This window comes from Halococcoides cellulosivorans, from assembly GCF_003058365.1.
Classification (GTDB): Archaea; Halobacteriota; Halobacteria; order Halobacteriales; family Haloarculaceae; genus Halococcoides; species Halococcoides cellulosivorans.
This window is the reverse complement of the sequence record NZ_CP028858.1, coordinates 2,082,544-2,097,093: the sequence shown is the minus strand read 5'-3', so window position 1 is coordinate 2,097,093 and position 14,550 is coordinate 2,082,544. Positions and strand designations below refer to the sequence as shown.

Here is a 14,550-nt window from a genome sequence, read left to right as displayed (position 1 = left end):
ACGCGCGGCCATGTACAGGTCGTTGCGTGCGGAGTTCACCGAGGCGATATCGACGGCGCTCGACGGACTGGGCTACGACGTCGACGATCCGGGCATCGAACACCCCCCGGAGGGCGTCGCGGCCGAGGTCGCGTCGAGCGTGGCCTATCGGCTGGCCGAATCGGCGGGTGCGCCACCGCCACAGGTCGCGAGCGAGATCGCCGACGCGACCGCTCCCGACGAGTACGAGTATCTCGGCCGGGTCACCAGCCAGGGCCCGTACGTCAACGCCGTCCCCGCGCCGGCCTACGACGCGGCGACCGTCGCGGCCGCCCGCGACGACGACTACGGGACGCTTCCGGCGACCGACGAGTCCGTCGTCGTCGAACACACGAGTGCGAACCCGACGGGCCCGGTCCACGTCGGCCGCGCCCGGAACCCGATTTTGGGCGACGCGCTCGCGAGGGTCCTCTCGGCGGCGGGCCACGACGTCGAGACCAACTACTACGTCAACGATGCGGGCCGCCAGATCGCGCTGTTCACCTGGGCGTTCGATCGCTTCGACGAGTCAGACCTGCCCGATCCCGAGCGGGAGAGTCCCGAGTACGACATGGTCCGGTACTACCGGGCCGGGAACGACTTTCTCGAATCGGCCGATCCCGAGGCCCAGGCGGCCGCCGAAGACGAGATCGAGGCGATCCTCCAGGGGCTGGAATCCGGCGACGACGCCACCTACGAGCGCGTCGAACGCGTCGTCGACACCGTTTTGGAGGGCATGACCGACACGCTGGAGCGTCTCCCCGTCACGTTCGATCGGTTCGTCAAAGAGACCCAGTTCATGCGCGACGGCTCGACCGACGACGTGATCGACCGGTTGCGCGACAGTGAGTATTCGGTCCACGAGGAGGGCGCCTGGCAACTCGATTTCCCCGACATCGAGAAGAACCTGGTCTTCGTCCGCTCGGACGGCACCTCACTCTATTCGACGCGCGATCTGGCTCACCACGAGTGGAAACTCGCGAACTTCGACCGCGCGGTGACGGTGCTCGGTGAGGACCACAAACTCCAGGCCGAGCAGATCACCGCGGCGCTCGACCTGCTCGGCCAGGACACCGATCGCCTGGATCAGGTCTTCTACTCGTGGGTGAACCTGCCCGAGGGCGGGATGAGCACGCGCGAGGGGACGGGCGTCGATCTGGACGACCTGCTCGACGAGTCGATCGAGCGCGCCCGCGCGGAAGTCGAGGATCGCCTGGCCGACCGGCTTCGTGACGACGATCTGGACGAAGCGGACCTCGATCGGATCGCCCACCAGGTCGGCATCGGCGCGGTCCGGTTCGACGTCGTCGCCACCCAACCCACGAAGGGGATCACCTTCGAGTGGGAGCGCGCACTCGACTTCGAGGCCCAGTCCGCCCCCTACGTCCAGTACGTCCACGCGCGTTGCTGTGGTATTCTCGACGCGGTCGAGGCGGTGCCCGACCCGGACGCAATCTCGGCGAGCGCACTCGACGATCCCGCGGCCATCGATCTCGTTCGCACGATCGCACGCTTCCCCGAACGCGTCGAGACCGCCGCCGAGCGCCGTCGCCCGCACGTGATCGCCGCCTACACCCGCACGTTCGCGGAGACGTTCAACGCCTTCTACCGGGAGTGTCCGGTCCTCGACGCCGAGGGCGACCAGCGCGCGGCCAGAATCGCGCTCGTCGCGGCGGCCCGACAGACGATCGCGAACGCACTCGCTCTCCTCGGCGTGCCCGCTCCCGAGTCGATGTGAGCGTCTCCCCTCGAAAATTTCTCACCAGGGCAGGAGACTTCGGAGCCCGCCGCCGTCGCCGTCCTCGTCGTCTTCGTCGTCGGCCCGTTCGTCGTCGCCGTCGAACCACTCGATCGGCCGGCCGACCACGTCCGGGACGGGGTCGCCCTCGACGATCTGCTCGATCCGCCCGGCGAGCGTCCGGTAGGCTCGCGCGGCGGGACTGTCGGGGGCGTGAATCACCAGCGGTTCGGTCCCTGCCGCCTCCGAATCCTCGGGGATCACGCCCGCGACGTCGTAGTTGAGTTCGTCCTCGACGGCGTCGAGATCCGATCGATCGGTCGAGCGCGTGAGGACGGTCCCGACGACGCGCCCGTCGACCCGCTGGGCGAGTTGAGCGGTCTTGTCGGCGTTCGCGATGGCCACGCTGTCCGGCGTCGTCACCAGGATGATCGAGTCCGCGAGTCCGAGCGGTACGGTCGCCTCGTGAGAGAGTCCCGCACCCGTATCGACGAGCACGACGTCGTAGGCGTTCGCGAGCGTCTTGACGACCTTCCGGAGTTTCGCCGGATCGGCGTCAGCGAACGCGTCGAGACTCTGCTCGCCGGGAACGATCGTCGTCCCGCCCGGCGCGTCGGTGAGCGTGTCGCTGATCGCGGCGTCCTCGGCTAGCACCTCGTGGATGCTCGTCTCGTGGTCGACGGCGAGCATCGCGGCGAGGTTCGCCATGCCGAGATCGGCGTCGACCACGACCACGTCGTAGCCGTCCTCTTCGAGGGCGACGCCGAGGTTGATGGCGGTCGTCGTCTTCCCGACGCCGCCTTTCCCGCCGGCGATCGTGAACACGTGGCCCGTCATTGATCGTACTCTCACGTGGGCAGGCACATAAAGCCGTGCGTCCGGCACTCGCGCGCGGGAACGTCTCCGTCGAACGAGGCGTGGTGGCTCCACCCCAAAGGGTACTTACCCGGTCTGGGGCGTATTCGGCCCATGAGCGATTCGTCGTCCGGGCAGTCCGATCGGCAGGACTACGAGTTCCAGAAGGTGATCGAGGAACTCGAAGACTACCGTGGGTCGGGCACCCAACTCGTGACGATCTACATTCCCGATGACACGCAGGTGAGCGAGGTCGTCGCCCACGTCACCCAGGAGCACAGCGAGGCCGCGAACATCAAATCCAAACAGACGCGCACGAACGTCCAGGACGCACTCAAGTCGATCAAGGACCGCCTGCGCTACTACGACACCTACCCACCCGAGAACGGTCTCGTCCTCTTCTCGGGCGCGGTCGACGCCGGCGGCGGCCGCTCCGATATGATCACGCGCGTCCTGGAGAGTCCGCCCGACCCGATCCAGTCCTTTCGCTATCACTGTGACTCGGAGTTTCTGACCGAGCCACTGGAGAGCATGCTCGAAGACAAGGGCCTGTTCGGCCTGATCGTCCTCGACCGGCGCGAGGCCAACGTCGGGTGGCTCCGTGGCAAGCGCATCGACCCCGTCAAGTCGGCCACCTCGCTCGTCCCGGGCAAACAGCGAAAGGGGGGTCAGTCCGCCCAGCGATTCGCCCGCCTCCGCCTCGAAGCGATCGACAACTTCTATCAGGAGGTCGCGGGGATGGCCGACGAGTTGTTCGTTCCCAAGCGCGGTGAGATCGACGGCATCCTCGTGGGCGGGCCCTCCCCGACCAAAGACGACTTCCTCTCCGGCGATTATCTGCACCACGAACTCCAGGATCTGGTCCTCGGGAAATTCGACGTCTCCTATACCGACGAATCCGGCCTGTCGGAACTCGTCGACGCCGCCGAAGACGTCCTCGACGAGTACGAGGTGCTCCAGGACAAGCAGGTCATGGAGCAGTTCTTCAAGGAACTGCACGACGGCGAGTTGGCGACCTACGGGTTCGGCCCGACCCGCCAGAACCTCAACATGGGCGCGGTCGAGCAGTTGCTCATCAGCGAGGACCTCCGCCAGGAGGTCGCGAGCTATACGTGTCCGAACGGCCACGACACCTACGCCATGCTCGATCCGAACGCCGACGCGAGCGATGCGGTCTGTAACTCCTGTGGCGCGGCGATCGACGAGCCAGACGAGCGCACCGACGCCATCGACCACCTGATGGAACTGGCCGAAGAGCGCGGCACCGAGACCGTGTTCGTCTCGACGGACTTCGAGAAAGGCGACCAGTTGCTCTCGGCGTTCGGTGGTGTCGCGGGGATTTTGCGATACGACACCGGGATCTGATCGTCGGTCTGTTGTTTCAACATCTCGTTCAGTACATTTTTGTGATGGCGAACCTGATCGCTAGCAATCATGCCGTTTTATCCGTGCCCTCCGGCGGCGACCGTGACTGACTGGACGATGGGGTCGGGCCCACTGCGTGGGTCGCCTGGTGGTGATCGGGTGTGATCGATCGGTCGCGTCGATTCGGTGGTCGACGAGGCGCCCTCTTACTTTTCGGCGTCGTCGTGCTCGTCGGGTGTGCGCTGCTCGCGGTGGCCACCCCGGCCGCGGCGGAGACCACGACCCCGTCGCCCAGCGCCGACACGCCGAACGGGACCGTCTCGATTCCGGATCAGGTCACCGTCGACCGTGGCGATGTCGCGAGGATTCCAGTGGAGATGAACGGGACCGACACGGCGTTCGTCGCGATTGGAGACGAAGACACCGACGGCTTCCGGGCCATCGTGAAGGTCGAAGACAAGAACGGTGACGGAGAGGTTATCCTGGAGGCCAACACGTACAACCTGCTCGACCAGGGCGTCTCCCCCGCGGTTCGGTATCGGGCGGCGACGAACGACTCGGTCGAACTGGTTCGGCCTGCACCGGACTACGACGCTCCGCTTCCGGCCCCCGACGGCGCTCGGGGGTATCGACTCGAGGTTGCGACGCAGTACGATCGGAGTGCGGACGCCCTCGGCGGTGCGACCGATCGATCGGTTCTCCGCGTGTACGAACGCACGACGAACGGGCTGACGATGTGGACGGCGCCCGCCGAGACGGCACTCGACAGTGCCAGTGCGATCCGGTCGGCCCGCGCGGACGGCACCCTCACCGAAAATTCGACCGTCGAGAACCGCACGGCAGTCGCGACGATCGACGCGACGGGACTCTCTGGCGCGCTCCGGGCCGCGAACGCGTCGACGACCGAGCGCTTTCTTAGCCTCGTGGATACCGGCGAGGTCGAATTCACTGTCAGTCTCGGGTCCGGCAATCCGATCGGGCCGAACGGCATCGACCGCGACGCTCTCCGTGTGATCTCGGACGCCGAGACCGATCGTGTCTCCCTGGTTCTGCCTCCCGGTACGATTCCCTCGGGGGTGACTGGCGTCGCGTTCACCGTTCCCGAGGTGAGTTCGCTCGCCAGAGACGACGCGAGCGGTGACCGGACCGTCGAGACGTCGATCGACGTGGGGGGAGCCGGAGAAGTCCGCCCCGACCCCGATCCGGACAGTTCGATCGCCGTCGAGAATTCGAGCGTCGTCCGCGGTGACGTGGCGACGATCCCCATCTCGGTCGGTGATCGCGACCGGGTCACGGTCCGGGTGGGCAGCGACCGTGCGGGGTGGGAACGCATCGTCCGCGTCGCGGACCGTGACGACGACGGGGCCGTCCGCCTGCGCCTGAACACCTACACGGCGGGCGACGCCGACCCGCGAACGGCGATCGAGGCGGTCGGTGAGGACAGCGTCGTCGACGTTCGGTCCCAGTTCAACAGCTTCGACCGCGCGCTCGGCGCGGGCACCGACGGCTCGTTCGTGTACCGAGTGACCGCCCACGAGCGGTACGACGCGACGAATGATACCTTCGAGGGCGATCACGGGGTTGGAGCGTTGCGCGTCGAACGGCGTTCGACGGAGGGGATCGCGATCTACCACGGCTCCGAATCGATTTACGAGACGGCCCAGACCGGCACGGCGGTGCGGACGGCGATCGAGAACGGCAGTCTCGACCGCGAGCAACGCGTCACCGGTGCGACGGTCGTGGCCGAACTCCAGGCGACGGGTCTGGCGGGGGCGCTCCGTGCGGCGAACGGGTCAACGACGACCGAGCGCTTCTTCGCGGTGACCGACGGCGACCCGGCGACGTTCGCGATCGAGACATCGTCGGGGACTCCGCTCGGGCCCGCCGACACCCTCGGACTCTCCCCCGACGATCCGGTTCGCGTCGAGATCGACCCCGCGACCGGGCACGTCTACGTCCTCTTCGATCGTGTCGATCTCGGCCTGTCCGGAGCGTCGGACTACTGGGCCACGCTTGGCATCCCGGAGTCCGGGCCGCTGGCCCCTGTGGACGGATCGAGCCAGAACGCGACTCGCGGGTTCGCGCTGGGGGCCCGCGACGGGCCGTTGCTGGACAGTTGGACCGCGCCTGCAGACGCCAACATCGACTCGCGCGCGGACCTTCGGCACGCGATCGAGACGAACGCGACCCGCGGCGCGACCGTCGGGTCGGGCACGGCGATCGTCTCGATCGACGCCGTTGGGATCGTCCCGCTGCTCGACCAGCAGGGCGGCCCGAACGCGACGGCGAATCTCGTGCGCGCGTCCGACGACTGGGAGACCGGCCTCGAACTGACACTCCTCGGTGTGCCCCGAGACCCCAATGCGGGGGAAACGCGCCGCTCGCTGTCGAACGCCACCCACGCGATCACCGCGATCCCCGACCGTGATCGCGATCGACTCTATCTCGCGATCGACACCGACCGGCTGGACCTGCCAGGCAACGTCGAGGCGAGACTCGCCCTCGACTCCGGTAGCCCGCTCCCGGGAGCGCCCGAGGACGCTCTGTTCGAGGACGACTCACCGCGAGTGACAGGCACGGCGGTCGATCTGGCGGCACCGTTCGGAGGCGAACGGACGGTCCACGCCCGCGACGGGGTCGCACCGACGTGGTGGTTTGCCGCCGCGCCGGATCGGCCCGTGACGCTCACCGTCACCGACGCCGACGGTCAGACCGTCGCGAGCGCGGAGACGACCGCCGGGACAGGCCCGCGCGTGTCGGCCCCGCTCGATCTCGCCGGTGTCGATCCAGGCCGATACACCCTGACGATCGCGGGGCCCGAGCACTCGCGGACGCATTCGATTGCGGTCGTCGCGCCGGTCCACCGCCCGACCGAGCGAACGCTGGCCGGGACGGCGACGCCCGACGAGACGGTCGCCGTCTCGGTCGGGGATCGAGAGACCACCGCGACCGCCGGCCGGGACGGCGTCTGGACGACCACGATGGACCTCTCCGGGCTTTCCCCGGGCCGGTACGACCTCACGGCCGGGAACAGTTCGCGGCCGATCATCGTCGAGGCCAGCGACGGGCCAAGCGCGACGATCGAGAGTGATCGGCTCACAGAACACCAGGGTGACGTCGCGGAGATCCCGGTCACGCTCGACGGGGCCGACGCGGCCTCGGTCCGGATCGCGAGTCCCCAGGACGTCTACGACGCCCGCGTCCGGGTGGCCGATCGCGACGGCGACGGGACCGTCCGGCTGGCAGTGAACACGTTCACGGCGGGCAACACCTCGACGCCGACGAACGTCAGCTACTGGGCGCGCGGCGAGGACAGCGTCACGGCGGTCGATCAGCGTCCGATGGAGCGGGTCGGCGCACTCGCCGTCGGACCGACGGGCCGGACCGACGACGACGTGACCGCGATGCCCGTCGTCGACGGGCAACTGCGTGGGCAGGCCGATCGCGCGACGTTGCGCCTCGAAGCGCCGGGCGAACCCACCGTCCGCGGGTACGCCGGCGCGCCCTCCCTCGACGATGTGAGTGTCGACGACATCCAGACCGGTGCGGCAGGCCGCGTGTTCGAGAGCTCTCGCGCGCCAACGAACGGGACGGCGATCCTCGAACTTCAGGCCGACGGGATCGAGGGCGCGATCGAGGCGCGTGCTCGCCGGGGGGATACACTGCCTGTGATCGTGCCAGTGTATTATTCGACCGACGGTCGCCAGATGGGGTCGATCTCTATCCTCCAAGACCCCGTTCCAATCTTTGCCAGTGTCGAATGGCCGGTCGCCAGCATCGGAGGTGGGTCCGGGTCCCCGTACCGTGTGGTCTCCCGACCCGATACCGGGCAGTACTACGTGTTCCTCGATGTCTCGGAGCCGACCGGGTCCGCAGAGTCGATCGACATGCACGTCGGCACGAGAAACGCATCGACTGGTGCGGCCGATCATCTGATTCCCGACGGCGACGACTTCCTGAGCACGGACTGGTCGATGTGGGTCGAGGAGACCGTTCCGGACGTCAACGAGTCGGCGCTCGTCGACATGGACGACCGCTCGTACGACCCGGCCCCGAACCAGACCGTCTCGGGGACGACCACGCTCCCGCCGGGCACGGAACTCGTCGTATATCTCGAGTCCGATCTCGATTCGGAGACCGGTTCGGCGTTCCTCACCGAGGCCAGAGCGGTCGTCGCACCCGATGGGACCTGGTCGACGACGGTCGATCTCTCCGATGGCGTCGAGGGCCAGGACTTCAGTATCGAGTTCTACGAGCCCAGCGTGACGCCCGACGAGTTCGACACGGCCATCGAATCGACGTCGGTGTCGACCGATCGGACGGCGCTGCCTCGCGAGCGAACGACGCTGTCGGGCACCTCGACGTTCGGGGCCGGCGACTCGGTACAGATCGCCCTCTACCCGAGCCTCGACGACCGCGGATCGGCGTACGGCGACACCCCGGTTCGGGCCGTCTGGACGACAGTCGGGACGGACGGCGACTGGACAGCGGAGTTCGACCTGTCCGCGCTCGCGGATGGCCGATACCGCCTCCGTGCGACTGCGAACGGGTCGGCGGCGTGGACCGACGTGACTGTCGGGGATCCGCCGGGCGCTGATCCGATCGTGGTCCGGAACTACCGCCGGGCGAGCACCCCGACCGACGAACTGTCGCCGTCGGCGCTGATGGACGCCAAGGGTGATTACCTCTCGGGTGCGATCTCACTCGAATCTGCCGTCACGGTGATGCGGGCGTACTTCTTCGGCTGATCGTCGGGCCGGCAGATTTCGGCAGTCGAACAGGTATAATTTTACCGCTGGATCGCTGAGTGAGAGGTCAATGGACAATCTCGTGAATCTCCATGGAACGGTATCGCCACCCCTCTGTCGGGAGTGTCGCGTGTGACTCTCCGATGTCGGCCCTCCGGGTCGTCGGTCTCTGGGCTGATCGTCCTCGTCGCACTGGCTGGATCGCTCGTCGCGGCGGGGGCCATCGCCGGGCCCGCTGCGGGAGCGGTCGCGACCGACGCGAATACGACCGCCACCCAGACCACCGAGACGGCGACGCCGACCGACCGGTCGACCGCGGACGAACAGGTCACGATCGACCCCGTCTCCGTCGACCGCGGTGACGTGGCCCGAATCCAGGTCGGGATGGACGGCACCGACACGGCGTTCGTCTCGATCGGTGACGTCGACGACGACGGGGTCCGCCTGATCGTCCGTGTTCGGGACGGCAACGACGACGGGACGGTCATTCTGGAGGCCAACACCTACAATCTGATCGATGCGACGGCCGACAACGCGACGCGGTTCCGGGCCGCAGACGACGCGGATTCGGTGACGATCTTGCGACATGAGGGGGCCCACGAGTACGACGAGCCACTGCCGGTCGGCAGCAACGACGCCCGGAGCTACGAACTGCGTGTCGGGACGACGTGGAACGACACGTCGGGTGGCCTCGGCGGCGCGCTCGACAGGACGGTCCTGCGCGTCTTCGAACGGTCGACGACCGACTTCTCGACGTGGGCCGCACCGACCGACGCCGACCTCGACAGCGTGTCGTCGATTCGATCGGCACAGGCCGACGGGCTGATGGCCGAGACGACTGCCGTGGGCGATCGGACGGCCGTCCTGTCGATCCAGGCCTCGGGCCTGACCGGGGCGCTGCGCGCGACGAACGGGTCGACGACCGCCGATCGACTCGCGACGCTGTCGGACGGCGACGTCGTCCGGTTCTCGACGCGGGTCTCCTCGCGGGCGGGCAATCCCGTCTCGTCGGCGGGCGCGATCGATCTGCGCTCGGAGACGACCCGGGTGGTCGCTGACCACCAGAACGACACGCTGTTCGTCGTCCTCGAATCGGGGTCGTGGCCCACCACCGAGCACGTCAGCGTCGAGTTCGCGATTCCCGATGAGAGCGCGTTGAACGCCGGAAGCGATCAACGAGTTTCCACGTCGATCGACCCCGTGACCGTCGATCCCGGCCCCCGATTCACGGCCGCCCCATCTGGGCCGATCGCCGTCGAGAACGCGAGCGTCGTCCGGGGTGACGTCGCGAGGATCCCCGTCTCGGTCGGTAACGGCGATCGCGTGACCGTTCGACTCGGGAGTGAGCGCGCGGGGTGGGAACGCATCGTCCGCGTCGCGGACCGAGACGACGATGGGCAGATCGATCTGCGGGTGAACACGCTGCTGGCGGGCGACGCCGACCCGCGAACGGCGATCGAGGCGACCGGCGAGGACGGCGTCGTCGCGATCGAAGCGCAGTCCAACGACTTCGATCGCGCGCTCGGCGCGGGCCCCGACGGTCACTACGCCTACGCGGTGAGCGCCCACGAGGAGTACAACGCCACGACGGCGACTGGCGATCACGGTGCGGGCACGCTGCGAGTCGACCAGCGCTCGACCGACGGGATCGCGATCCACAGCGCACCGCGATCCATGGCGGGTGAATTGACGGGCGACGCCTCCCTCGACGCGATCGACGACGGCCGGATCGTCGAGAGCCAGATCGTCGGTCAGGAGCTGATCCTCGTCGAACTCGACGCGACGGGCTTGGGTGGCGCGCTCGCCGCAGCGAACGGGTCGACGCCCACCGAGCGTTTCCTGAACGCGACCGACGGTGATCCGGTCTCGTTCGGGGTTGAAAACCCGTTTGCGTTCTTTGACGATCCCTCCGTCGAGTTGACGACCTCGAACGTCACGAGCGTCGTCAGGGATTCGGAGACTGGCCACCTGATCGTGGTCCTCGACGCGACGACGCTCGACGGTGGTCTCACCGACGGCGATCAGTACATCCCCGAACTGTCGATCCCCGAGGAGAGCCCGCTCTCGACGGGGGCCGATCGGAGCGTCGAGGAACCATTCGAGTACGGAGATTCGTCGGGGATCAACGAGTCTGCGATCGTGATGTTCGACGATCGCTCGTACGCTCCCGAGGCCGAACAGCCCATCTCGGGGACGACGACGCTTCCGCCGGGGACCGAACTGACGGTCGGCGTGGAGTCGGACCTCACTCCGGAGTCCGAGAGCGCGTTCCTGACCGAAACGTCGGCCGTCGTCGCACCCGACGGGTCGTGGTCGACGACGATCGATCTCTCGGAGGGCGTCGAGGGCCAGCGATTCACGGCCGACGTGGTGGAGCCTGACTCCGTCGGGTCGGTCGACGCGGTCATCGGTGAGGCTCCGCAGGAGACGTCGGTGACGCCCGATCGATCGTCACTGTCACCCGAACCGACGACGCTGTCGGGCACCTCGACGTTCGACCCGGGGACGCAGGTATTCCTCTCGTTGAGACCGAGCCTGTCCGATCGAGCGATTTACGGCGGTCTGACGGTTCGACAGGTCGAGACGACGATCGGGCCGGACGGCGACTGGGCGGCCGACGTCAACCTCTCGGGACTCGATTCCGGGTGGTACAAACTGAGCCTGGGCAGCGAGGGGACGTCCGCGTCCGCGGAGTACCGGATCGGTTCGGCCCCGGACCCCGAGCCGATCGCGGTGCGGAACTATCGCCGCGCGAGTGCACCCACCGACGCGATCCAGCCGTCGGCCGTGATGGATGCGAAGGGTGATTACCTCACCGGCGCGATCTCGCTCGAATCCGCCGTCACGGTGATGCGGGCGTACTTCTTCGGGTGAACATGGGTCACGCCGCTGTGGCCTAGACCCTGCGCCCCAACGTAGTTTTCGCCGTTTGGATCGATCGTTTTCTCGGAGTACCGGCAGAATTATGGGTCTCTTTACGTGATCAATAGGTAGTATGGAGTTGTGTTCCCCAACAGAGGAGTCGATGCGGAGACCGGATCCAGTGGTTCGCGGTGATCGCTCGTGAGTGGCGGTTCGGGTCGGCGCTGGGCACTGATCGCGCTGGTCGCGTGCGCGGTGATCGGTGCCGGTGTGGCTGCGACGCCGGCAGCGGCCGATTCGACCGCCGAGGCAACCACGATCGAGTCGAACGAGACTGTCGTCGCGCTGTCCGCTGTCACCGTCGACCGGGGTGACGTCGCCTCCATCCTGGTCGAACTCGACGGGACAGATACTGGCTACGTCACGATCGGCAGTGAGGACGTTGAGGGCTTCCGCGCGATCGTGAAAGTCGAGGACGGAAATAGCGACGGCGACGTCACGATCGAGGCCAATACGTACTCCCTCCTCAACACCTCCAACGACGACCGCTACTGGACCGCAGACGACGCGGACTCCGTCACGTTCGTCGATCATGACGGCGTGATGACGACCTACGACGAACCCCTGCGGGTGGGAAGCAACGACGCGTGGAGCTATGCTCTCCGTGCTGGGAGCGGCTGGAACTCCACTGGGGCGGAACTCACTGGCGACACTGATCGTTCTGTCATGCGCGTTCAGGAGCGACACACGGGCGGCGTGAGCATCTGGACTGCATCCACTACTGAGCCCCTCGATTCGCCGTCGGCGATTCAGGACGCTCGTGCGGACGGGACGCCCGAACAGCCCCAGTCCATCGAGAATCAAACGGCGGTCGTGGAAATCGAAGCTTCCGGACTGGAGGGAGCGATTCGAGCCGCCGAGGGCGAGACTACCGCCGATCGCTTCGCGTCGCTCGTCGATGACGGCGTCGTCGAGTTCGGGCCAAAACGTGCTGACGTCACCAACCCGGTCGACGATCGGATCGATCTCGAATCCGACGGGGCGCGCGTCGTCACTGATCCCGATGTGGGGAGACTCTACGTCGTGCTGGACCCCGACGCACGATCGCTCTCGGGCGATTCGGTGTTCGAGTTCGCCGTCCCTGAGGGGAGTCCGATCGCCACTACCGGTCGAACCGCCGTCGAGACGTCATCGTTTTCGGTGACCGACCGGTCCAGGCTGGCCCCCGGCTCGGGCTCGCTCGCAGTGGACAACGCGACCGTCGCTCGGGGCGACATCGCGACGATCTCGCTCGAAGTGGGGGACAATGACCGTGTCTCGGTCCGGCTCGGGAGCGAGTATGAGGGCTGGGAACGCGTCGTACGCGTCGAGGACGGTGACGGCGACGGGCAGATCGACCTGCGGGTGAACACGTTCACCGCCGCTACCGACTCACCCGATCGCGGAGCGATCCAGGCGACTGATGGGGACGATGTCCTGGAGGTTCAAGACCAGTCCAACACCTTCGCTAGCCCGCTCGGGATCGGGTCTAACGGTGGGTACGCCTACACAGTCGCGGTACACGAAGAGTACGATGAGACCACGGACAGCTTCAGTGGCGCGTACGGTACTGGAAGGATGATCGTCGAGCAGCGAACCACGACGGGGGTCGACATCTGGACCGCGCCCGACGGTGACGAAATCGCAACCTCCAGGGACATCACGGACGCCATCGCGACCGACAGACTCACCAAGAGCCAGTTCATCGCTGAGGGTGACTACGCAGTCGCTGAACTCCGGGCAACGGGCATTTTCGGAGCGCTCGAAGCCCAGCCCGGGAGTTCGAACGTCGAGAAACTCGCCTCGCTCGACGAGAACGTCAGCAGCCTGAACGTCTCGATCGTGAATCCGGCAGTCCTCCCCGAATACGGTGACAACACGCTGGACCTCGCCGCGAACGCGGACGCGCTGACGGTGATCCCGAACCAGGCGGACGGACGACTGTTCGTCGTGATCGACACCGCTGTGCTCGGCCTCGAAGACGGCGACCAGCGCGTCCCGACGTTCACCGTCAACGCCGGTGACACGACCGAGACCCTCGCGACCTCGGAGACCGACGACGTGACTTCCGAGGAGGCCTTCGAGATCGACGCCCCCGAGGTCGACTTCGATCACAACGAGGTCTCCCCGGCGGCGGGCCAGACCATCTCTGGGGTGTCCAATCTCGCGCCCGGGACGGAGTTGACGCTCGTCGTCGAGTCTGAGCTCACTCCGGATTCGGAGTCGGCGTTCATCGAGCAGTTCACCGCGACCGTCCAGGCCGACGGGACCTGGTCCGGCCAGGCCGACCTCTCCGAGGGCTACGACGGACAGGGCTATTCGGTGTGGGTCCTCGACCCCGACCTCGCTGCCTCATACGACGGGGAGATCGGTCGTCTGACGGCGTCGATTTCGGCCGCGGAGACGACCGCGGACAGGATCACGATCGAGAGCGTCGAACTGTCCGAGGGTGGCTTCGTCGTCGTCAAGTCCGGTAGCGCCACCGGGTCGTTCGCCGGTGTCTCGGGCTATCTCGAACCCGGTCTGAGTTACGACGTCGAGATCCCGGTATCTGGCGTCAGCGAGGGCGAGACGGTGTACGCCGTCGCCCACACCGACGACAACGGCAACGAACAGTACGACGGCGACGGGGCCTACACGAACGCCGACGGATCACGCGTCTCCGACTCGATGACGGTCTCGTCGGTCCGGGACGTCGACTACTACCGGAGTCTCGCGACCCCGACCGACGAACTGTCGCCGTCGGCGGTGATGACTGCGAAAGGCGATTACCTGGCTGATGAGACCGATCTCGCGACCGTCGTCGCAGTGATGCAGGCGTACTTCTTCGGGTGACTGTGGCCCGCCGCACTGGCCCGATACCGACGCCCGCGTGTAGTTTGTCACACTCTGGCCGAATCGTTTTCCAGGAGTACCGATAGAATT

6 protein-coding genes are annotated in these 14,550 nt (G+C 67.0%); 5 read left to right on the top strand and 1 reads right to left on the bottom strand.

The window, feature by feature from the left end:
* Positions 1-10 precede the first annotated feature (10 nt).
* The gene (gene argS, locus HARCEL1_RS10425; RefSeq protein ID WP_108383231.1) at positions 11-1,756 is read left to right on the top strand and encodes an arginine--tRNA ligase; all 1,746 of its coding nucleotides are present in this window, start codon (positions 11-13) and stop codon (positions 1,754-1,756) included.
* Positions 1,757-1,777: 21 nt separating this feature from the next.
* Here argS and HARCEL1_RS10420 read toward each other — a convergent pair whose 3' ends face one another.
* Positions 1,778-2,593 (bottom strand): MinD/ParA family ATP-binding protein, encoded by an 816-nt coding sequence (locus HARCEL1_RS10420; RefSeq protein WP_108383229.1) that lies wholly within the window; start codon positions 2,591-2,593, stop codon positions 1,778-1,780.
* A gap of 132 nt (positions 2,594-2,725) precedes the next feature.
* On the opposite strand from HARCEL1_RS10420, the gene prf1 reads away from it, so the two are divergent.
* The 4 genes from prf1 to HARCEL1_RS10400 all read left to right on the top strand — a co-directional run bounded on the left by prf1 (position 2,726) and on the right by HARCEL1_RS10400 (position 14,460).
* On the top strand, positions 2,726-3,976 hold the full coding sequence (gene prf1 / locus HARCEL1_RS10415) for a peptide chain release factor aRF-1 (RefSeq protein ID WP_108383226.1): 1,251 nt from the start codon (positions 2,726-2,728) through the stop codon (positions 3,974-3,976).
* 161 nt (positions 3,977-4,137) lie between these two features.
* Positions 4,138-8,724 (top strand): DUF7827 domain-containing protein, encoded by a 4,587-nt coding sequence (locus tag HARCEL1_RS10410; protein ID WP_108383224.1) that lies wholly within the window; start codon positions 4,138-4,140, stop codon positions 8,722-8,724.
* A 132-nt stretch (positions 8,725-8,856) separates the two neighbouring features.
* Positions 8,857-11,598 carry a DUF7827 domain-containing protein gene (locus HARCEL1_RS10405; RefSeq protein ID WP_108383221.1) on the top strand — a complete coding sequence of 914 codons (2,742 nt, stop codon included), beginning with the start codon at positions 8,857-8,859 and terminating at the stop codon, positions 11,596-11,598.
* A 189-nt stretch (positions 11,599-11,787) separates the two neighbouring features.
* Entirely contained in the window at positions 11,788-14,460 is a 2,673-nt protein-coding gene (locus HARCEL1_RS10400; protein ID WP_108383218.1) for a DUF7827 domain-containing protein, read from the top strand.
* Positions 14,461-14,550 lie beyond the last annotated feature (90 nt).

Excerpts from the sequence above, each read along its gene's own strand:
- argS (WP_108383231.1), top strand. The coding sequence starts at position 11 with ATGTACAGGTCGTTGCGTGCGGAGTTCACCGAGGCGATATCGACGGCG.
- HARCEL1_RS10420 (WP_108383229.1), bottom strand. The coding sequence starts at position 2,593 with ATGACGGGCCACGTGTTCACGATCGCCGGCGGGAAAGGCGGCGTCGGG.
- prf1 (WP_108383226.1), top strand. The coding sequence starts at position 2,726 with ATGAGCGATTCGTCGTCCGGGCAGTCCGATCGGCAGGACTACGAGTTC.